General features: G+C 38.0%; 12 protein-coding genes. 6 read left to right on the top strand and 6 right to left on the bottom strand.

Going from position 1 to position 22,880, the window contains the following annotated elements:
• The first annotated feature begins 190 nt into the window (after positions 1-190).
• The 4 genes from VOI54_RS05555 to VOI54_RS05540 all read left to right on the top strand — a co-directional run bounded on the left by VOI54_RS05555 (position 191) and on the right by VOI54_RS05540 (position 6,425).
• Positions 191-2,947 (top strand): TonB-dependent receptor, encoded by a 2,757-nt coding sequence (locus VOI54_RS05555; RefSeq protein ID WP_326281727.1) that lies wholly within the window; start codon positions 191-193, stop codon positions 2,945-2,947.
• A 1-nt stretch (position 2,948) separates the two neighbouring features.
• Positions 2,949-4,424, top strand: a complete 1,476-nt coding sequence (locus VOI54_RS05550; RefSeq protein WP_326281726.1) for an SGNH/GDSL hydrolase family protein — start codon at positions 2,949-2,951, stop codon at positions 4,422-4,424.
• Between the two features lie 168 nt (positions 4,425-4,592).
• A complete protein-coding gene (gene atpD / locus VOI54_RS05545; RefSeq protein WP_326281725.1) occupies positions 4,593-6,101 on the top strand; it encodes a F0F1 ATP synthase subunit beta in 1,509 nt (502 codons plus the stop codon).
• 45 nt (positions 6,102-6,146) lie between these two features.
• A complete protein-coding gene (locus VOI54_RS05540; protein ID WP_326281724.1) occupies positions 6,147-6,425 on the top strand; it encodes a F0F1 ATP synthase subunit delta/epsilon in 279 nt (92 codons plus the stop codon).
• Positions 6,426-6,500: 75 nt separating this feature from the next.
• Here the strand turns inward: VOI54_RS05540 and VOI54_RS05535 are convergent, their stop codons facing one another.
• Both VOI54_RS05535 and VOI54_RS05530 read right to left on the bottom strand, forming a co-directional pair.
• On the bottom strand, positions 6,501-6,944 hold the full coding sequence (locus VOI54_RS05535; protein WP_326281723.1) for a LexA family protein: 444 nt from the start codon (positions 6,942-6,944) through the stop codon (positions 6,501-6,503).
• An 82-nt stretch (positions 6,945-7,026) separates the two neighbouring features.
• The gene (locus VOI54_RS05530; protein WP_326281722.1) at positions 7,027-8,283 is read right to left on the bottom strand and encodes a Y-family DNA polymerase; all 1,257 of its coding nucleotides are present in this window, start codon (positions 8,281-8,283) and stop codon (positions 7,027-7,029) included.
• Positions 8,284-8,317: 34 nt separating this feature from the next.
• On the opposite strand from VOI54_RS05530, the gene VOI54_RS05525 reads away from it, so the two are divergent.
• Entirely contained in the window at positions 8,318-8,866 is a 549-nt protein-coding gene (locus VOI54_RS05525; protein WP_326281721.1) for a hypothetical protein, read from the top strand.
• On the opposite strand, the gene VOI54_RS05520 is transcribed toward VOI54_RS05525, so the two are convergent.
• From VOI54_RS05520 to VOI54_RS05505, 4 genes are all read right to left on the bottom strand, one after another.
• Complete coding sequence (locus tag VOI54_RS05520) at positions 8,863-9,309, bottom strand: DUF3157 family protein (protein WP_326281720.1); 447 nt, start codon at positions 9,307-9,309, stop codon at positions 8,863-8,865. The two genes, VOI54_RS05525 and VOI54_RS05520, sit on opposite strands and share 4 nt — an antisense overlap.
• 194 nt (positions 9,310-9,503) lie before the next feature.
• On the bottom strand, positions 9,504-11,048 hold the full coding sequence (locus tag VOI54_RS05515) for an OmpA family protein (RefSeq protein ID WP_326281719.1): 1,545 nt from the start codon (positions 11,046-11,048) through the stop codon (positions 9,504-9,506).
• A gap of 22 nt (positions 11,049-11,070) precedes the next feature.
• Positions 11,071-12,009 carry a PorP/SprF family type IX secretion system membrane protein gene (locus VOI54_RS05510; RefSeq protein ID WP_326281718.1) on the bottom strand — a complete coding sequence of 313 codons (939 nt, stop codon included), beginning with the start codon at positions 12,007-12,009 and terminating at the stop codon, positions 11,071-11,073.
• Positions 12,010-12,078: 69 nt separating this feature from the next.
• Complete coding sequence (locus VOI54_RS05505) at positions 12,079-21,201, bottom strand: DUF8696 domain-containing protein (protein WP_326281717.1); 9,123 nt, start codon at positions 21,199-21,201, stop codon at positions 12,079-12,081.
• A gap of 524 nt (positions 21,202-21,725) precedes the next feature.
• Between VOI54_RS05505 and VOI54_RS05500 the strand changes: the two genes are divergently transcribed.
• Entirely contained in the window at positions 21,726-22,877 is a 1,152-nt protein-coding gene (locus VOI54_RS05500) for an aminotransferase class I/II-fold pyridoxal phosphate-dependent enzyme (RefSeq protein ID WP_326281716.1), read from the top strand.
• The last annotated feature ends 3 nt before the right edge of the window (positions 22,878-22,880 follow it).

Below are 22,880 nucleotides of genomic sequence, written 5' to 3'. Positions count from 1 at the left end.
AAGTTCCATGTTTAATTAAATATGGAACTTTTTATTTTAGAGACCTACTTTTATACATATAACAACAAATACGCATTTTTTTTATTAAAATAATACTATGCGTGCATAATTTTTTATATTTTTATCAATCAACGGTATCTCATAATTTTTGTGTTACCTTGTTATGTAAACTAAAACTATACTTATTTAAATGAAAACAATTTTCTCACTTTTGTTGTTGTTTTTTTGTGGATTTTGCCATTCACAAACAACAATTTCAGGAACCGTAGTTGATGATAACAGTCAACCAATCCCCGGGGCTAACATCATTGTACTAGGGACTTCAACAGGTACAGTCTCAGATTTTGATGGTAATTTCACATTAACCTATAGCCAAAATCCTCCATTTTCTGTTCAAGCCAGTAGTGTGGGGTTTGAAACCGCTACCGAACAAGTAACGTCAAACAATCAAACTATAAGCTTTATTCTTAAAGAAGGAACAGCTTTAGATGAAGTTGTGATTTCAGCGTCCAGAACTCCGGAACGTATATTTGAATCGCCCGTAACTGTAGAACGCCTGGGCCTCAAAGAAATCAAAAACACAGCTTCAGCAGATTTTTATGATGGCTTAGAAAATTTAAAAGGTGTTGATGTTAATACTAATAGCTTAACCTTTAAATCTGTTAACACCAGAGGTTTTGCAACCTTTGCAAATAATCGTTTTATGCAGCTTGTTGATGGCATGGACAACTCAACACCAGCACTAAACTTCCCCATTGGTAATTTAGTTGGTATGACTGAAACAGATGTTTTAAGTGTTGAGCTATTACCAGGAGCATCTTCTGCGCTTTATGGGGCAAATGCTTTTAACGGAATTTTATTTATGCGCAGTAAAAATCCATTTGATTATCAAGGAATTAGCACCTCTATCAAAAAAGGAATTACCTCGCAAGAATCTGCCGGAAAGAATGGGTACACAGACTTAAGTATAAGAGCTGCCTATAAGTTCAGTAACAAGTTTGCTGCTAAAATCAATTTTGGTTATTTAAAAGGGACCGATTGGGCAGCTACCAGTGAAATAGATAAAATTGACCCTAACAGAACAAGAGATGATCTTGATTATGACGGTATTAATGTTTATGGTGATGAAGTTTCAGCAAATCTAAGAACAGAAGCTCCAGCCAGTATAAAAGGAATTATTCCGGATGTTGAGGTGAGTAGAACAGGGTATAACGAAAGAGATTTAACCAATTATAATGCTGAAAGTGTAAAATCAGATTGGGGCTTATATTTCCGTCCGTGGGAAAATGATTTTGAAATCTCTTATGTGGGTAAAATTGGTACGGGATCAACTATTTATCAAGGAACAAACCGCTATAACATTGCTAATTTCTTTCAAGAACAACATAAATTAGAACTAAGAAACGATAACTTTTTTCTAAGAGGTTATGTGGTAGCCGATAAAGCCGGAGATTCATATGATATGGTTTTTACCGGTATAAATATTAACAGGGCCTGGAAAGGTGATAAGCAATGGTTTGGAGAATATATCCAAACCTATGCGGAAGCTACTTTAGGAGGCGCTACGGAAGCCGAAGCCCATGCAGCGGCCAGGGACCAGGCCGAATCCGGGCGTTATTTACCAGGCACTCCGGAATATCAGGCCGCATTCAATAAAAGTATTAATGATCCGGATTTAAGCTCAGGATCTAAATTTCAGGACGCCTCTAAATATTACCATGCTGATGCCAATTACAATTTTAGTCATCTTATTGATTTTGCAGAAATTCAAGTGGGCGGATCTTATAGAAAATACAGATTAAACTCCTTTGGAACGATTTATACAGATTTTGACAGCCCCATTGAATATTCAGAGTTTGGGGTATACACTCAAATTCAAAAAAATATCGAGTTAAATGATGCTTTAGAATTAAAGCTAACAGGCTCTATCAGGTATGATAAATCAGAGTTTTTTGATGGTTTTTATTCTCCAAGATTATCGGCAGGGTTAACCGTAAACAAAAACCATAATTTCAGAGCTTCTGTACAAACAGGTTTTAGAAACCCGACTACTCAAGACCTATTTATTGGTTTAGATGCCGGCAGAGCCATTTTGGTAGGAGCTGCACCTGATAACTTAGACAGATATGTTAGGACTTTTGACATTAGTAATGATGGACAAGCCATAGGGCAGCCCCCAACAGTAACACAAACAGGCCGTGTAGCTTATGAAAATTCTTTTGCAGTAGATAATGACGGGAATGTTACGGGTGTAGGAAATCCTAATTTAGTAAAACCAGAACAGGTAACTTCAGGAGAAATTGGCTATAGAGGTAAGTTTAGCCGTGTTACTATAGATTTTAGTGCCTATTACAACAAATACAAAGATTTTATTTCTCAACAAGTAGTTGCATCTCCATTTTATGGAATTGTAGACCCAAATAATAACGGTGACCTTGATGATACTGACCCGTTAGCTTTAAATGCTCTTGCTAATAATGACTTTCAAGTTTGGAGTGCATACACTAACTCTCCGGCAGATGTTAAATCTTACGGGGCTTCCATAGGGCTTTCAACCAAAGTCTTTGGCAATTTTGACCTTAGCGGAAGCTATACCTATGCAAAACTTGACTTTGATCAGGCCACATATCCAGGTTTTCAAACTAACTTCAATACGCCAGAACATAAATTTAAAGCATCATTTGGCAATACCGATTTATTTAAAAATTTTGGTTTTAATATTGCCTATAGGTTTAGTGATGACTACTTCTGGGAAGCAACATTTGGTAATGGTTTAGTACCGGAATTCCATGTTGTTGATGCGCAAATAAATTTAAGGATTCCTAGTATTAAATCAACATTTAAAGCTGGTGCTACCAATCTATTAGGTGATGAATATTTCACAGCATTTGGCACCGGGCATATAGGATCTATGTACTATCTATCCTTGACGATTAATAACTTATAATATGAAAAAGAACATCATGAATACAAAATATATATTCTTACTATTAATCTTTATAGGTTTTACCGCATGTAATGACCCTGAAGATATTGTACCTCCGGTTGAAACACCTCAGCTACCAGATTTAATAGCCGGAGAAGCAGACTTTTCTAAATATGTATCAATAGGGAGTTCTTTAACAGCGGGGTTTTCTGATGGAGCTTTATTTAAAGCATCTCAAGAAAATTCATTTCCTAGCATATTATCTCAGAAATTATCTATTTTAGAAGAAGGTAATTTTATACAGCCTTTAATGGATGGTGACTCAGGGCTATTAGTTATTGGAAACACTAGAATAGCCCCACCTAGATTGGTTACCCTAGGAGGGCCTCCTTTACCTTTAGAATCAGTCATAGGCACAGTTAAAGATTCAACAGATTTAGCCAAGCCGAGCCCTACAGGGCCATTCAATAATATGGGAATCCCTTTAGCTAAAAGTTTTCATTTACTAGCTCCCGGTTATGGCAATATTGCCAATTTCCCAACTGCTGCCAATCCGTATTTTATTAGAATGACCGGAGCAACTCCTGACGCCAGCGTCATAGAATTAGCTATGGCACAATCTCCATCCTTCTTTTCATTGTGGATTGGAAATAATGATGTGTTAGGTTATGCAACGTCAGGGGGAGACGGAACCAATCCTATTACAGATCAGCCAACTTTTGATTTTGCAATATCTACACTTGTTAGTACATTAACATCAGGTGGTGCCAAAGGCGTTATGGCAAATATCCCTTACGTAACTGATATTGCCCATTTTACCACCGTACCTTATAATCCTGTTCCTTTAAATGCAGCTACGGCGGCAGCGCTTAATACAGCATATGCTCAGTATAATGGTGGCTTACAATTAGCACTAGCAAACGGCTTCATCGATGCTCTGGAAGCTGAATCACGAACCATTAGGTTTGAAGCTTCTGAAACAAACACTATGGTTCTAATTGATGAAGATTTAACTGATTTATCAGGGTTAGGGCTTCCTAATTACAGACAATCAACTGAAGATGATTTATTTGTGTTACCACTATCCTCTTTAATCCCTGACGGTTATGGAACTGCAATTCCTTTGGAAGACAAATGGGTTTTGATACCAAGAGAGCAAGACGATATTAAAAAAGCTATTGATGATTTTAATATCACCATAGAAGCTGCGGCCACTCAAGCAGGATTAGCCTTTGTAGATGCAAATGATTTATTGACGCAATTGACGAGTACCGGTCTCCCGTCAAATAATTTTATCCTGACTTCAAACTTAGTAACCGGTGGGGCCTTTTCACTTGACGGTATTCATTTAACATCCAGAGGGTATGCCTTAATTGCAAACGAATTTATGAAAGCTATTGATGCTGCTTATGGTTCAAACTTTGAAGCTTCAGGTAATTTGGTAGATATTGGAGAATACCCAACTAATTATTTACCATTGTTACCATCACCTGAATAATTTCTAGAAAAAATAGAATAAAAAACACTCTTAATTTAAGGGTGTTTTTTTATTCTAAAAAACCTAGAAAAAACAGCTTTTATTTTAATATAAAAACTATATCTTTGCAGCGCGAAAACAAAAAGTGTTTTCACTCAATTAAGTCGCATAATATTAAACACATAAGTAATGTCTAAAGTTACAGGAAAAGTTGCACAAATAGTAGGACCGGTTATCGATGTAGAATTCGCTGCGGGTTCAGAACTTCCAAAAATTTACGATTCATTAGAAATTAAAAGACCTGACGGTTCTATTTTAGTACTAGAAGTACAGTCTCATATTGGAGAAGACACCGTACGTACTATTGCAATGGATTCTTCTGATGGGTTAAGTAGAGGAACTGAAGTTATTGCTACAGGTGCTCCTATTCAAATGCCAATTGGAGATGATGTTTACGGACGTTTATTTAATGTAATTGGAGACGCTATTGATGGTCTTGGAGATTTGCCTAAAGCCGGAGAGGCCGGGTTACCAATTCACCGTCAAGCTCCTAAATTTGAAGATTTATCAACTTCAACTGAAGTTTTATTTACAGGTATTAAAGTCATTGATCTTATTGAGCCTTATGCTAAAGGTGGTAAAATTGGTTTATTTGGTGGTGCCGGTGTAGGTAAAACAGTATTAATTCAGGAGTTGATCAACAATATTGCAAAAGGTCACGGTGGTTTATCAGTTTTTGCCGGTGTAGGTGAAAGAACCCGCGAAGGAAATGACCTTTTAAGAGAGATGTTAGAATCAGGAATTATCCGTTATGGAGATGATTTCATGCATTCTATGGAAGAAGGAGGATGGGATTTATCAAAAGTAGATAAATCAAAAATGAAAGAATCTAAAGCAACTTTCGTATTCGGACAAATGAATGAGCCTCCTGGAGCACGTGCTCGTGTAGCCTTATCTGGTTTAACTATTGCTGAGTATTTCCGTGATGGTGCTGGTGACGGACAAGGGAAAGACGTTCTTTTCTTCGTAGATAATATCTTCCGTTTTACACAAGCTGGTTCTGAGGTATCTGCATTACTTGGACGTATGCCTTCTGCCGTAGGTTACCAACCAACATTAGCCACAGAGATGGGAGCTATGCAAGAGCGTATTACCTCAACTAAAAAAGGTTCTATTACATCTGTACAGGCCGTTTACGTACCTGCAGATGATTTAACAGATCCTGCGCCTGCTACTACCTTTGCTCACTTAGATGCGACAACAGTATTGTCTCGTAAAATTGCTGAGTTAGGTATTTATCCTGCAGTAGATCCATTAGATTCTACTTCAAGAATTTTAACTGCTGATATTTTAGGTGATGATCACTATAATTGTGCACAACGCGTAAAAGAGTTATTACAACGTTATAAAGAGTTACAGGATATTATCGCTATTCTTGGTATGGAAGAATTATCAGAAGAAGATAAGATGGCTGTAGGTAGAGCAAGACGTGTACAACGTTTCTTATCACAACCATTCCATGTAGCAGAACAGTTTACAGGTATTCCAGGTGTATTAGTTGATATTAAAGAAACTATCAAAGGGTTTAATATGATTATGGATGGTGAATTAGATCACTTACCAGAAGCAGCATTCAACCTTAAAGGTACTATTGAAGAAGCTATTGAAGCTGGAGAAAAAATGTTAGCTGAAGCCTAATAACTGCTTAAAGCCTAAAGCTTAAAGCCTAAAGCAATAAAATTTATGTACTTAGAAATTGTATCACCAGAAGCAACTTTATTTAGTGGAGAAGTGACCAGCGTTGCTGTTCCCGGAGTAAATGGTGAATTTCAAATGTTAAATAATCACGCACCTGTTGTATCTATATTAAAAGAAGGTGTTGTGAAAATTGCTGGAAACATTGAATTGGATGAAGATGTTCAGGATAAATTCACTAAAGGAGACAGTGGTGAAACTTTATTAAAGATAAATTCCGGAACTCTGGAAATGAAAGATAATAAGGTTATTGTTTTAGCCGATTAGTATTTTATTCACTTTATAGAAATCAAAAAAAACGCAAAGCCTTTGGACTTTGCGTTTTTTTTGTGCTTTTATGTCTTATACTTTTTTTATCACATTGGTCACAATACCCCAAATTATAAAATCATTGTCATCAGTAACTTTTATTATAGGGTAATTAGGATTTTCAGGCTTTAACCAAACGCCTTCATCATCTACCCTTAAGCGTTTTACAGTAAATTCACCGTCTAAAAAACATACGGCAATTTTATTATTGGCAGGTTCTAAACTTCTATCTATAACCAATAAGTCATTATCATCTAAACCGGCACCAATCATAGATTGTCCGTTAACACGTGCAAAAAAAGTAGCTTCTTTGTTTTTAATAAGTTCTCTATCCAGAGACAAACGTTGCTCTTTAAAATCTTCAGCAGGTGAAGGAAACCCTGCAGAAATACCTGTGTCAAAAAAGGGAGCCCCAAAACTATTGGTAGTTTCCTGTGGTGTGAAAAATGTTAGATTTTGAGATTTATGTAATAGCATTTTTTGTCATTCTTAAGTGAAATGAAGAGTCGCTTCGGTATAAAGTTACTAAAGATTCTTCATTATGTACTGAATAACAGCATCATTTTACAACAATAATATCATTAATATTTGTTGTATACCGTGGGGAAAGGCGCTCCTGACGCATTTTCCAGGTGCGTTTTAAGTCTTGATTCCCCAGTTTTACTTTATAATCAGCATACTTTGTATTTAAATGATCAATGGTGTGCATTAAAGGCTTGTGTTTGGGGTTTTCATTTTCAAACATTTGCAATTGGTAATTATTTGTAGGCACCAACCCCATAACAATAACGCCCGCACGTTTATATTTTATACCCGGTTTAAAAATGTCCATAACGGCACGAACGGCTTCCCGGCTAATAACCAATGTAGAATCTGTAGGATAATGCAAATTAACTACCCGCCTTGCTTTATGCTGTTCTAAGTCCTTTTTGTGCCTGTCACTGCTCAGCATCACATAAATCATATGACAACTTGAGCCTTGTTTTCTAAGTTTTTCTGCGCAACTTGTAGCAAAAGTTGAAATGCGTTCTTTTATATTTTCAATATCTGAATAGGTATATTCAAAGCTTCTTGTAGTGGCAATAGCCTGCTTTGTTTCTACTTCGTCAAGTTTTATTTTAGAGACCCCTTCTAAATCTTTTTTAAGTTTCCATCCTGTAATTGAAAAGTTTTTACGTACCCAATCATCAGAAAGTTGTGTAAAATCATACGCTTTTTTACAGCCTTTTGCTTTTAACCGTTTTTGCAAACCCCGGCCAATACCCCAAACATCTTCAATAGCTATCCATTTTAAAGCTTTAATGCGCTTTTCTTCTGAATCGATTACATATACTCCTTTTAGTTCTTCCGGAAATTTACGGGCTATTTTATTGGCTACTTTACTTAAGGCCTTTGTTGGTGCTATACCTACACAGGTTGGAATTCCTGTCCATTTTAAAATACGTTGCCGTATTTGATTACCGTAATCTGTAAAATCTTTATCCTCAAAGCCTCTAAACTCCAAAAATGCTTCGTCTATACTATACACTTCAACATCTGGCGTAAACTGTTCTAAAATGGTCATAACACGCTGGCTCATATCTCCATATAGCGGGTAATTTGAAGACAATACTTCAATGTTATTGGCTTTACAAAACCCTTCCCATTTAAATATAGGAGCTGCCATGGGTAAACCCATAGCCTTAACCTCATCACTTCGTGATATAATACATCCGTCATTATTACTTAATATAGCAACAGGTTTATTGTGTAAATTTGGATTAAAAACACGTTCGCAAGAGGCATAAAAATTATTACAATCTACTAAAGCATACATGGTATAAAATTACAGTTTTATTTATATTTATTGTATGAAAGCACATGTAATAGTTTCTGAAAAACAACGGCCGTTGTGGCAACGTTTAATTGCTTCAATGTTTTTTACAGCTGCAATAGCCTTTTTAATCTATATATTATATAATGCTAATTGGAATGATGAGAATTCAATCCATATAGGGCATAACATCAAATCTGTAATTTACTTAATTGCTTTTGGTATAGCATTTTCCTTTCATCAAAGTGTTTATATTGATCTGAAAAATTCAAAATTCAGATCAACTATTGAAATTGGTCCTATCAAGTTAGGGCAATGGAAAACAATATCTAACTATGAATATGTATCCATTTTTCATCAACCCTTAAGCGATGGTGAAAAAATATTTGAAGTTAATTTATGGTATGACAGAAATAAACATTGGGAACTCTACGAAAAATACGACTATAAAGAAGCGTTTTTAATGGGGTTTGAAATTTCAGATCTTTTACAAATTGATATTCTTGATGCTACTGAACCTAATAATTACAGATGGGTAGATAAAAAAGCATCTAAAGAAACCGGAGCATTGGTTTATTTAAATTAAAATAACTTCCCTTTTTTAACAATAGCATGGCCGTTACGCTTATACGTTACTTTTGTACCATTAACACAAAAATGATACACGCCATTTGTCTTTTTTTCTGAAGCAGACAGCAACAAAACGTCTGCCGCATCACAGTTATGGTCTTTAGCCACTTTCTTTTTAATATGCGCAATGGTTGCCCGCCCTTTTTTAAGCTGTGACTGAATCTTTTTATCCAACTTAGGCTCAACAAAATTTTGCGGAAGATCACAAACACTATTTTTTGGTTGTTTAGTAAAGTCTACTTCAGTACTGTCTATCAGGGGTTTCATATCTACGTACTCCCAGGTATAATCAGATTTTAATAACACCCGCCTTCCATCTTCTGTCTTTAGGAGGTAATTATTTTGAGCTAAACCGGCACAGGAGATCAAAAATACTAAGAGCAACATATATATTTTCATAACAAATAACATAGCATTAGGAACTTTAAAAATACAATTTTTAAGGGAAAGCCTTTTTTATCATACATAAGGCTTAAAATTAACCAAAAAAAATATCGGGGAAATCCCCGATATTTAATGGTTTACATACTTAGTTAGTTATATTGCACTCAGTAGATAAGCCTATAAAACAGTTCTACTTTCCTGCTAAGCTCTTAGTTTTTAATACCAAAATTGGTCTTGTTTTCAAAAGAGTTTGTTTTGAATTCCTCAATCAACTCAAAATCAACATGCCTGTTTATAGCATGTTCTTCATCTATACAATCCACGCCGTTAACACAATGGTTTAAAATGTTATTTTCTCCATGGCCAACTGTTCTTATCCTTGATATATTTATGCCTTTACTCAACAGGAAAAGCTTTATTGTTTCTGCCCTTTTCTTTGATAAATTTATATTATAATCATCCGTACCACGGCTATCGGCATAACCATGACAGATTACTTTTATATCCGGATTTGCTTTTAAATAGTCCACCAAACCATTGAGTTTAACAATTTCGTTATTTACCGCATGATATTCATTAGTTCTAAAATGAATCGTTTCAATATCAATATGGTCTCTTCTTTCTTTATCCTTCTTATCTAATTTAGGAGCTGTTTTTACAGGTTCTACAGGATTGCTTTGTGTTGTTGGCAATTTACCGATATCTTCTTTAGGCGCTTTATTTTGATTTAATGCCAATGCGCCTTCTTCTTTGTTATTATCTGGATCCTTTTTAAACTCTTTGATCTCCAAATCCTCAAAGAAATACATATCATCACTCCCTTTACCGCCTTCTCTGGATGACGAAAAATAGCCCTGACTAGCATCATCTCCAACAAAAAACATAGCAAAATCATCTTGTTTACTATTAATAGCATTTTCAAAATGAGTTGCCGGCTGTGGTTTTCCATCTTCAATCTGGACATAATATAAATCCAGTTTTCCCAGGCCATTGGTATAGCCATCTGATGCAAATACTAAAATATTATGATGTATTAAAGGAAACATTTCCTTATCACGGGTATTTACATGAGGCCCAAGATTTTTGGGTATCCCATAACTTGCTCCTTTATTTATGATGTCTACATAGTATATATCTGTTTGCCCTATGGAGCCGGGCATATTGCTAATGAAATACAGCTTATCTTCTGTCTCATTCAAAGCAGGATGGCCAACCTGATAATCATCATTGTTAAAACTCATAGAAACCACATCTGTCCAATCGCCGCTTTCAGTAACAGTGGCCCTGTACAATTGTAATAAGGACTTCCCTTCTGCATTAGGCTTTAACCATTCTCCATCATAATTATTTCTTGTAAAATACACCGTTTTTCCATCCTTTGTATAGCAGGCATTAGATTCATGGTACTTTGCCTTTATATCTTTAGAAATTACAGATATCTCTGAAATGTCTTTTCCCTCCCCTATGGTTCCTTTAAAAACTCTTAATAAGGGCTCATTATTTTTATTCCAGTTTCCCCTTCTTTCTGATTTTATCTTTCGGGAAGAAGAAAAAGTGACAGAGTTATCATTGCTGTTTACAAAACCTCCAAATTCTGAATACTTACTATTACTCTGTAAATGTTTAATGTTTACTGCACTTTGATTACTAATACTGTTTATATTGTGAACAGTATTAGTAAGTGTTTTGTCATTAGTCTGACCAAAAAGCGAGGTCATTACTAATAAATATAATAGAACCAGTGTTTTCCTCATGCTAAATTATAAGTTTTTCAGGTTAAAAAAATCTTGGACTTGGGCTGCTTGTGGAATTAAATCCAGCTTTAAGTATAGCCTCATAAGTTCCTGAACTAAAGTTTCTATAACCGTTTAATGAATATTCATATGCAAATCCAACTCTAAAAATTTTAGCTAAATTGAATGCCGCAATAAAACTAATTGATTCCGGGTTTTCAAAATTGTCTCGTCTGTGTGACAACCCAAATTCAAATTGATTATTAACCAACATGTTTAAAGAAATATCTATTGAAGAATTTGATTCTTCTCCAAATTGATATTGCACAGACGGTTTCAGTTTCATTTCTCTAGACACTCTTAAAACCAATCCTGCCGTACCGTAATAATGAATAACATCTGCTGCCGTAGTAGAGGCAATACCATCACTGGTATCCAAATGCTCTGTGTTCAATATATTAGGGGCAGCCAATCCAAGATAAAAATTATCAGTATAATAAAATAATCCCAGTCCAAAGTTTGGTGAAACTTTAGAAATTACATCACCAAAGAGCGGGTCTTGATTATCATCTGAAAAAATCAATGAATTAACATCTAACTGAGAAATCCCTCCTTTAATTCCAAAAGCTAATTTGCCTTTATCAGAGATATTAAACTTATAGCCTAAATTAACATTTAGGGTGCTTTCTTTTACAGCGCCAAGTTCATCATAGACTACCGTAATACCTCCTCCTAATCTTTGTGTAAGCGGTGTACTAAAATCAAATGACAGCGTTGTGGGAGCCCCTTCTATACCTACCCATTGTGTTCTTGCTATTAATGTTGCTTCAGGGTTTTCAACAGCTGCCACATTTGCTGCATTAATAATTGTTGGCGCATACATATATTGTGTATATAAAGGGTTTTGCTGTGCTGTTAAAACATGCATTCCTAAACACATCCAACAAAATAATGCTAATCTTAAGCTTATATTTTTTTTCATCAACTTATTTCTTTTATGGGTTTTATTGATTGATAATCTATCTTATAATTATGGTTTTCTATAACTTTATTATTTCAATAAATAGATCCATCCTGTCTTAGGTTCTTTTTGATCCTTATTGAACTTTATAATGTAGAAGTAATTAGCCGACGGTACCACCTTTTTACCTTTTTCATTGCCTATTCTTCCATTCCACCAATCTGGTTTAGTGCTGCCATCACCATCATCTTTATAAGAATACATCAGGTTACCTCTCCTATCAAAAATCTCCATTTCAAAATCAGGATAATCAATTAGATATGGTATCTCTAGGGTATCATGCATACCATCTCCATTTGGAGAAAAGGCATTTGAGATGACCTTTTCTTTATTTTCATCACAGTCATCTATATCTCTATATTCTGGTATTTGATCTAAATCACAGTCATCATCCAATAAATTATTATTACCATTGGTATCTTCATTTAATGTTAAGAACCCATCGCCATCATCATCATCATCCATATAATCGTACAGGTCATCGCCACCGTCAAATGTGGCGTCTGTATTCAATGCTGTTGAGGCACTTACTGCATCAACTATAAATACACCATCACAAGAGGTTTCCCCTGCTTCAACACGAACAATTTCGCAGGCATCAAATAAGCTATCGCCATCATTATCAAAATCCAAATGATCTGGTATACCGTCCCGGTCTGTATCCACTATAGTATTTACATCTATTGGTGATAAAACATCCGTATCAATTAGCCCCTGTGCTTCGGCAGTATCAGTTATACCGTTATTATCACTGTCAGAGTCTCTATAGTCTTCTAAAACATCTTGTGCTAATTTTATTTCTAATTCTTCATCTGTATTGACTGGTACATCTTCTCTTCCAACTTCATAGGCATCAGGAATCCCGTCATTATCACTATCTGTATCCAAATAGTCCGGAGTTCCATCATTATCGGTATCCATTGGATTATTAGAATCTCCATATATTTCATAATTATCCGGTATGCCATCACCGTCATTATCATCATCATTATAGTCCGGTGTTCCATCTCCATCCGTATCTCTCGGATTATTAGGGTCACTTCCTATTTCATCTACATCTAATATGCCGTTATTATCGTTATCCGTATCTATAAAATCATAGATACCGTCTCTATCTGTATCTCTTGGATTAATCACAGGTGCTCCTTCAATAATATCCAGCACCCCATTATTGTCTGAGTCAATATCACATTGGTTGATCAATCCGTCATTATCAGTATCGGCATCAGCACAAACCCCTGATGTGTTCAGGTTACAATACCCGGCATCTTCAAAGTTTCTGATATTGTCATTATCTATATCTCCAAAGAGATCCTGGTTATAATTTTCAATAACATCAACAATACCGTCATTATCGTCATCCTGATCTGTCATATTTAATATCCCGTCACCATCACAGTCATAATCTAATGTCAATGTAGCTTCATCTGATATTCGGGTTATATTACATTCCGGTATAGCCATTTTTAATCGGTATTTATTACCATTAAACGCATATGGCGCTGCCACAATATTTAAGCTTACCGTATTTGTATTAACATAAGTCCCGTCATTACTCAGGTCTGCCCAACCTGTACCGGAACCGTCATTAACCTGCCATTGATACCCTGAAAGTGCTGCACTTGACACAATAGCATTAATAGTTACATTGGTTCCTACTTCTGCTGTTGTGTCTTCCGGATCACCATCTATAAACGGTACAGGCTGAACGGTCAGCTCTGCTTCTCTGGACACAAGTGTATTACAACCTTCGGTAGATATAGAAACACGATACTTATTACCATTATCACTTATAGTTGTTCCGGGTTTTGCATAAGTGGACCCAAATGCTACAAATCTCCATGTAGCACCTCCATCAGTACTTTCTTCCCATCTATAAGTTATCAATCCGTTGTCTGCTATCCCTTCTGCAGAGAATACAGCCGGTAAACCTTCACAGGTATCTACAGAATCGGGCTCCGCAACAAAAGCCATCGGGCCGTCTACATTAAGTAAAGCCTGTGATGATATAAGTTCACATTGGGCTGTACTTAGTTTTACTCTAACAATCAAACCATTATCTGCAGTTACTGCAGCTCTGGTATATGTAGTGCCGGTTTCTCCCGCTATATCTGTAAATGTAATTCCGTCTGTACTTTGCTGCCATTGATAAGCCAGAATTCCTGCTCCTCCGGTAATGGCATTTATTTCAAAGATTGCCGGTTCGCCATCGCAGGCAACTACTCTTCTAAGATTTTCAATTATTGCTATAGGCCCTTCAACCGTTAAAGTAATTTCATTGGATATTACTGCAGAGCAAATACTACCTTCACTAATAACTACACGATATTTATCCCCATTTTGGGCACTATTAATACCATTTAATAAAAGGATACTACTGTTCCCAATAATACTCCAGCTGGCACCATTATCTGTACTGTTCTCCCATCTGTAATTCAAGTTACCGGATGCTGTAGTAGCTTCTACATCAAGCGTTGCCGATCCTCCTGCACATACTGCAATATCTACAGGTTGCCTGGTTATTGCTATGGGGCCCTCTACGGTTAAGATAGCGACAGACTCTTTAGCACTACACAGGCCGGCATTAGTGGTCACTTCTACTTTATATGCTACACCGTTATCAGCTGAGGTTACCGGCACTTCAATTGTATTGGAACTTGCAGAGCCCACTGCTCCCGATGCCGTATCTGTATCGGTAAGTAAAGTTCCGTTTTTATACCATGCATACGCTGCTGTGCTTGCTCCTGTAGTTGCGGTTACAGTAAACGTATGGGTAACTGTACCGGAACCGTCATCACATAATGACGCACTATCTATAGGGTCTGTAATGATTATCGGACCATCTACCGTTAGCAGAGCTGTTTGTACGTTTGGCGCACATTCGGTTCCTGTGCTAATCGTTACACGTATACGCTTATTATGATCAGATGATAACACATTTGATTTTATATAAGAGGGGGTATTACTAACAGCTATAAAACTATTGGAACCGACAGCTGTTTCTTCTTCCCACAAATAGGACAGGTTTCCTGCCCCTGTAGTTGCAGTAGTAGAGAATATGGCCGTGTCTCCGGAACAAGCACTTTGGTCTGTAAGCGGGTCTGTGATCTGCAGGAAGCCTTCTACATTTAATCTTGCCTCTGAGATTGCCGGCTCTAAACATTCTCCTGTTGTAATCAGCACACGATATTGTGTATTATTGTTGGCCGAAGTAATATTAGCCAGATTTACAGTAGCCTGGTCTACCATACCATCGGTGGTCTCTCCTGCAATTACATCTGTCCACATATTGGTTGTCAGGTCAAAACGCTGCCACTGGTAAGCCGGAGTTGCCGAACCGGTATTGGCATTTACTGTAAATGACGCTGTTACACTACCGGAATTATCATCACAAACTGTCAGGTCCTCTATATCTTCTATAATATTTATTGGGCCTTCTACGGTAAGGGTAGCATGATTTCCTGCTACGTTTCCTTGAGTTCCGTCTGTATAGTTTCCAGGGAAATAAATGGGTTCACACCCGTCTCCTGAACTAATCTTTACACGGTATAAATTTCCATTTTGATTATCGGTAAGTCCGGACAACACATAGGTATGTCCAACAGCAACAGAGATCCATGTTCCATCATTAGCACCGTCTGAAGCCAAATCAACCTCCCATTCATAAGATAGATCTCCTGAACCTGTTAATACCTCTGCCTGTACAGAAAATATGGCGATGCCCCCTGCACATACTGCAATGTCTTGAGGTTCATTTCCTGCAGCAACTTCTATAGGGCCTTCAACAAAGAGTACCCCATTGGTAACAACTTCACTACCGGAACAGGAAGCTCCTGCAGAAATACGCACTCTGTAGCCTAAGGCATTAAACGTAGAGATATCTGCTTTGGCTACAGGCAATAAATTAAGTTCATTGGTATCTAAAGTACCTAATCCGTTATTGTCTCCTCCTAATGTTTCTGATATGGTAACCGGTATAAAAGCATCAGAACCCGGGCTACTTTCTTTCTCCCATATATAGGTTGCACTACCCGCAGCAATAGAAGCGTCTACTGCAAACCTGGCACCGATGCCTACACAAACCGTTTGATTGGTTAAAGAATCGTCAATGGCAACCCCGCCTCCTACAGACAGCGTAGACTCATTGGTTTCAACGGCGTGTACGCCATCACAAACAGGTGTTGTGGCTACCGCTTTGTACTTGTTTCCGGAATCAGAGGTTTCAATTCCGGAAAGCGTTATTGTTGATGAGGTTTCCCCTCCTATAACCTGATAGCCACTTCCTTTATCTACAAACCATTGAATATTTATTCCGCCCGATCCTCCATTACTGAATCCGGCAGTTAAGTTAACCGAACCACCCTCACAGGTTGATGGTGCAGCTGTGGGTTGTGATGTCACGGTAACAGGCCCCTGTACAAAGATTTGTCCTGTAGATATTACAGCCTCGGTACATTCGGTTGTGGTTATTTCTACAATATAAATATCTCCATCATCTGCATCTGTAATACCCGTAAGGCTTAAACTATTGGTTGTAGACAATGACGTTGTTTTTGTGGGGTCATCTGTTAAGTTGTACCAATTGTATTGTAAGGTTCCTGATGGTATTGATGCTGCAACAGTAAAAGAAGCTGAAGCCGCGGCCGTACCATTATAGCATACGGTTTGGTCTACAAGGTCGGTATCTATTTCAATAGGCCCTTCAATATTTAAGGTGGCCGCACCGGAGGTTACACTACATTCTGCTGTTTCTGCAACATAACGGTATTGCGATCCATTTTGCGAGTCTATAACATTACTTAATACTAAAACTCTTCCTGTTCCAACTATGTCCGGAAAAGTGGTTCCTCCGTCTGTTGAACGGAACCAGGTATATGATAATGATCCTACAGGGGTAGTGGCATCAGCAGTAAATTGTATTGTTGAGCCTGCACAGGTATCTATGTCTGTTGGGGCATTGGTCGTTATAGGGCCTTCAATAGTAATTAACGCTGTTGAAGTTACCGGCGATGTACACGTATCTGTAGTGATCTGTACCTGATATTGTGCAGCACTCCCATTAGCTGTTACCACTGCTGATGTTAAGTTTATGGTAGCCTGATCTAAATTACCATCTGTGGTATCTGCGCCATTGGTTATTTCTGTAAACCCCGGATCTCCACTCTTTCTTACAAACCATTTATATCTTAAAGTAGATCCGGAAACTCCAGAATCTGCATCTACTGTAAAAGATGCCTGACCACCATCACAAACCGATATACTTTCAAGCGGTGTGTTTATAAATATTGGGCCATCTACTGTTAGTGTTGCCGAAGCAGAATAAATAGCTCCGTTAGTCACTGCAGTATCTGTACAACTACCTGTTGTTATCAGGGCTCTGAACATATTACCATGCTTACTTGAAGACACGTTGCTTAAAAGTAAGGTAGCCCCGGAGCCTATTTCAGTCCATGTTGTACCGCCGTCACTGGTTTCTTCCCAGATATAAGACACCGAACCTACTGTAGCAGAAGCGTTGACAGCAAAAGTAGCCAATCCGCCGTCACATACCACTTGGTCTAATGGTTGTGTGTTCACTGTTATGGGGCCTTCTACGTTTAATGTTCCTGTAGAGGTAGCTGCACCCACACATACAGGTGAGCCTCCCGAAATATTTCTTGTAGTAACACTAACCCGGTATTTGAAACCGTGACTAGCCGTGGTTATATTGGTAATGGTTATGTTATCCTGGTCTATTCCTCCTCCGGAAACATCACCGGCAGCAATGGCTTCAAAACCACTGCCTTTATCAACTTCCCAGTTATATACCAACTCGGTTTCCGGTACAGCGGCCCCCTTACTGGCTGTTATAGAAAAAGAAGCGTCTACACCACTACAGGTAGTCACAATGCCTGCCTGCTCATCTATTTGTATGGGACCGTCTACTTTTATATTTACCACATTACTTCTGGCATAATTATCACCATCGGCATCCAGTATGGTACCATTACAGTATTCTGTAGAGATTAAAGCGCGATACTCTTTTGTGTTTAATGCTGTAGTTGCTGTTACCAACAGGCGGTCTCCGGAGCCTATTACAATCCAATTATCATCTGTTCCCTGGCCCGGATTTACGGTATCATCATCTCTTTGTTGCCAAATATAACTAAGTGTTCCAAAAGATGCTGTTGCTTCAGCTTCCAACTGCAGTATATCTCCTCCACAGGCCACCTGGTCATCTGTTGGTTGCGTGGTTATGGTTATAGGGCCTGCAATATTAATTACGGTTGTGGATATTATCTCGTTGGTACAGCCTGACAGTTTAGCCCTTACACGGTACTGTGCCGGAGCACTTGCGCCGGCCGCCGTATTTTGGGCCAGCACATACTCCCCATCCAAGACTATCACAGAGGTAGCCAGAGCCATATCTGTATTGGTAGAAGTCACCGTACCACCATCAGTTCCTGTTGAGACAGGAATAACCGTCCAGCCACTACCTGTATTTGTTTCCCATACAAACTCAACCGGGCCAAAGGCCGTGCTAAGCGCATGATTCGGGTCTCCGGCTCCATTTAAGACTATAGAGGAAGCGTCTCCATTGTTTCTTACTACTGCTGTAAGTGTGGCATCTACATTATCACAAACCGCAGTTTCTCCCAAGCCTGTTGAAAAACTAAGATCACCCTCTACAAACACCTTTATAGGTAAACGGTTGGTATATTCACAGGCCCCACTGTTATCATTACTTACAGCGTAATAAAAGCTATTGTTGGTCAGTAAAGACGTGCTGGATATGGGTAACTCTCCTATATTTCCCGACACATAATCATTGGCATACCATACAATATTCCCATTTGGTGGCCCCGTATAGTTAACCAAATTTAGCTCTGTTAAATCGTTTACAGTGGGTTCATCTCCTGCACAAAATGTCACACTCCTTATATTAGTATCTGCATAAGTTGGTACTGGTGTAGGTGAACTTACTTCTGCAACAATCTCAACAGGTACAGCACTAAAACAAGGATCTATCAAAGGATCTGGCGAGTACACTACAAAATAACTGGTGGTTGTCGAAGTTAAGACATCCGTTTTTGCCAATTCCGGGTTACCTACCCCCGGAGGTGTTACAGCAGGATTGATGGCATACCACTTAATGTTATTGAGCAGATTCTCTCCGGGGTTTACGCTTAGTGGTAATTCCACACCAATATCATCTTCCAGGTCCTGTATTGTTGGAGGACTACCTCCACTAAAATCTAAACTACAGTAAACCATATTTGTTTCTAAAAAGAGAGGTCCGCTAGTAGCTGTAAAATTAAACACACCAACAGACCTGATAGGATCACACCCTGTATACCCGGCTTCTAAATAATATTCAAAAACACCACTCTCTTCTTGAGCCACATATGTTCTGCTTCTGGCACCGCTAATAGCTATTCCATTTTTATACCATTGGTAATAGTCATAACTTTCGGGCCCTTCCAGGGTAGAAGGGAAGCAATCAGAGCTTTTGGTAATTTCAAAAGTAGGTGCAAAACCAGAGTAATACCCGCCATGTCCTGCTCCACCTGAGTACCCATAAGCTGACATATATAAGTCTGAAGTACTGGTAACCTCTAAATAGCCATTAGCTCCACCTGTATACAGAGCTTGAGCCGAAGCAATATCCACAAATGTTAATTTATATGTTACAAAATCCTGAGGAAAGCCTAAAATATAATTACCATTAGGATTATTAGTATCATAATTTAAAACCGTCCCTGCAGCCAGCAAACTTTCTAAAGATTGCCCCCCAATAGTTATAGAGGCACTTGCTCTTGTGAGAATACTAACTCCAGGATCCATTGATATACCTGGCCCAATGTCTGGAGCAGGCACATAAGCAACACGTGGTGCCGAACAAATAAGCGGGGGCACATAAAAAAACCCTTGGGTTGAACCAGCTCTAGATCCTGCCATTGACTGGTAGGCATAACAGGGCGTTGAGGTACGTACATACATATTGAAATTATCGGTATATTCGGTACGTTGCCCCCCGACTAACCCTCCACTAGGCGGAGCTATCCCGGTTGGCGGATAGAAACCCGTAGCATCCGGAATCAGACCATCCAATCCGGCTCCGGCACCACCTGCATAATAATCATTGGTATAATCGCCGTCAAGCATAACCCATTCTCCGGCAGCAAGTGTTATAATCGGTGTTTCATTTCCGTTTATATATACTGAGGTGTTATTATAATGCGCAACAATCATAGGAACTTCCGAATAGTTAGATCCATTTATCCTATTAAACACATATTCCTTCCCTAAATTTTCTACCGGTACTATTTGGTCAAAACCACAATCAATCCCACTATCATGGCTATTGTAAGACCCTACTCTAACAGTTCCTATATATACATCCCTATGAGCACTAGGCGCCCCGATAATAGATGCCAATACTGCTCCTACTGTTACTGCAATAGGCTTATCTGATTCTACAAGAGCTCCCATTATAAGATGCATACGCGATATATTAATTGCTGAACTTGCATTTAGCCCAACATAATAAGATTCCCCCCTATTTAGGCTGGGAGATGTTTCTACGATTCCGTTAGGATAAGTAATCGTTATTACAGTATTATCTTCAGAAGCTATCATTGACATCATAGGCTCTATATTAGTATTTGGAGTCTGCTGAAACATCGGCATACCTGCTCCTCTAAAGGTAGTTCCCAGAGCTGTCGATCCTTTTGATACGATATGCCCCAGCTGATTAGGCACAGACGTCCTTGTACTTAAGCTAATTGGAATATCAGACTCTGCAATTAATCCTTTAGAAGTCTTACCAATATGGCTTGCAGTTACTCGTAAGCCACTTGTAACGTTTACACTAGCTCCTCCTTCTGCTGGAACTGTTATAGGGCCAAATGCCACAGCGCCCGTAGAATCATAAAAGTTTACCGTAGCCGGAACATCAGCAGAATTTGCCATATATACAACTATAGACAAAGCTGAACTATGGTCTTTCATAGCAGGTATATAATGCCTTGTATCTTGTGACATGGCATTATAACTCCCTGCAAACATTAAAAGCGTTATTATAAACCTTACAAGAGGCTTTTGTTTTTTGTCATTAAAAACCAGACATTCATACATCTTGTTAACAAACCGTTTTAATAGTGTGACTTCCATAACCTGAATTTTTATATTCTTTTTTATCATAATAATTACTGCAAATCCGTATTCTTTAAACTATAAACACACTGTCTTTAAACACAGCATTAGTTTACCGTTCAAAATTATAGCTAAGCACACCCTTTATATTTACCATATGGTAACTAATGTCGAAATGTCAAAAAACTCGATAAAATGAACCTTCATCTTTAATTTTCGTCCAATTCTTTAGCGTTTTATATTAAGATTGTAAGTTTTATCTGTAGTCTAAAAAAAGGGAGGGGGTAAAAGACAGGCTTTTATAAAGAATAAACACTTCTTCCGGATTATAAATAGCTTTAAAAATGATTAAGCTCCAAATAACTTAGCCTATTTATACCCCGGGTAGCCTATATAAGATTGGCTTTTAATAGTTGTTTAAAACTTAAAATATACTTTTGTAATTTAACCCTAAACTGTACCTTGCAGTAGATTTTTTGGAAAAAGGCATTGCTTTTTCTCCTAACCTGGTACTATACCAACAGTTCTATATGTGTTTTTAGATGAAAAAACTCCCCGCAAAGCTTCAGCAAAAAATAGATCATCGCAAAGCCAATAATGCCTTGCGGGAGCTTCATACCAAAAAGGTACCGGTAGATTTTTCGTCCAATGATTACTTAGGGTTTTCTAAAAGCAAAAGCATTTTTAATGAGAGTCACCGGTTTTTAACCGGGCATGATATATTCCTTAACGGCGCTACCGGGTCCAGATTGCTTTCCGGGAACCATAACCTTTTTACTATTATTGAGGCCATGCTTTCCGGTTTTCATAACAGTGATGCTGCACTACTATTCAATTCCGGGTATGATGCCAATATTGGTTTCTTTTCAAGTGTGCCACAGCGTGGCGATCTTATTTTATATGATGAATACAGTCATGCCTCTATACGGGATGGGATATCTATGTGCCATGCAAAAGCCTATAAGTTTAAGCATAATGACCTAAGTGCATTAGAACGTTTAATGAGACGTTATTCTAAATCAGATACAGCATCTTATGACCATATATATATAGTTACAGAATCTGTATTTTCTATGGACGGCGATTCCCCGGATTTGGCAGCGCTCTCCAGCCTGTGCAAAACCTATAATGCTTTTCTTGTTGTTGATGAAGCCCATGCTATAGGTGTTTTTGGGGAGCGCGGTGAGGGCCTTATTCAAAGTTTAGGATTAGAACCCTCTGTTTTTGCCCGTATTGTAACCTACGGAAAAGCTTTGGGCTGCCATGGGGCTGCTATATTGTGCAGCGAAGCTTTAAAACAATACCTTATTAATTTTTCGCGCAGTTTTATTTATACAACAGCTTTACCCCCTCATAGTTTAGCCACCATACAAGCTTCATACAATGCCTTAATACACACGGTAAACAGAAAAACACTTCAGGACAATATCCAGCTGTTTAAAACCAGGGTCTCCTCAACTAAGCTTAAACCTATATTTATTGAAAGTTTTTCAGCCATTCACTGCTGTATCATACCGGGTAACAGCAGAGTCAAATCTATTGCCAAACACTTACAGGAGTCAGGTTTTGATGTCAAACCCATATTATCTCCCACCGTACCTAAAGGGCAGGAGCGTTTACGTTTTTGCCTGCATGCTTACAATACTGAAAAAGAAATTATGGAAGTTTTGCAGTTGTTGACTACCTTTGTTTGATAA

Origin of the sequence: Alterotamlana spongicola (assembly GCF_035818475.1) — a bacterium.
Taxonomy (GTDB): Bacteria; Bacteroidota; Bacteroidia; order Flavobacteriales; family Flavobacteriaceae; genus Cognatitamlana.
The sequence above is the reverse complement of the archived record's forward strand: the minus strand, read 5'-3'. Positions and strand labels throughout refer to the sequence as shown.

Bases quoted from the DNA above. Each gene is read 5' to 3' on its own strand.
- VOI54_RS05555 (WP_326281727.1), top strand. From the start codon at position 191: ATGAAAACAATTTTCTCACTTTTGTTGTTGTTTTTTTGTGGATTTTGC.
- VOI54_RS05550 (WP_326281726.1), top strand. From the start codon at position 2,949: ATGAAAAAGAACATCATGAATACAAAATATATATTCTTACTATTAATC.
- atpD (WP_326281725.1), top strand. From the start codon at position 4,593: ATGTCTAAAGTTACAGGAAAAGTTGCACAAATAGTAGGACCGGTTATC.
- VOI54_RS05540 (WP_326281724.1), top strand. From the start codon at position 6,147: ATGTACTTAGAAATTGTATCACCAGAAGCAACTTTATTTAGTGGAGAA.
- VOI54_RS05535 (WP_326281723.1), bottom strand. From the start codon at position 6,944: ATGCTATTACATAAATCTCAAAATCTAACATTTTTCACACCACAGGAA.
- VOI54_RS05530 (WP_326281722.1), bottom strand. From the start codon at position 8,283: ATGTATGCTTTAGTAGATTGTAATAATTTTTATGCCTCTTGCGAACGT.
- VOI54_RS05525 (WP_326281721.1), top strand. From the start codon at position 8,318: ATGAAAGCACATGTAATAGTTTCTGAAAAACAACGGCCGTTGTGGCAA.
- VOI54_RS05520 (WP_326281720.1), bottom strand. From the start codon at position 9,309: ATGAAAATATATATGTTGCTCTTAGTATTTTTGATCTCCTGTGCCGGT.
- VOI54_RS05515 (WP_326281719.1), bottom strand. From the start codon at position 11,048: ATGAGGAAAACACTGGTTCTATTATATTTATTAGTAATGACCTCGCTT.
- VOI54_RS05510 (WP_326281718.1), bottom strand. From the start codon at position 12,009: ATGAAAAAAAATATAAGCTTAAGATTAGCATTATTTTGTTGGATGTGT.
- VOI54_RS05505 (WP_326281717.1), bottom strand. From the start codon at position 21,201: ATGGAAGTCACACTATTAAAACGGTTTGTTAACAAGATGTATGAATGT.
- VOI54_RS05500 (WP_326281716.1), top strand. From the start codon at position 21,726: ATGAAAAAACTCCCCGCAAAGCTTCAGCAAAAAATAGATCATCGCAAA.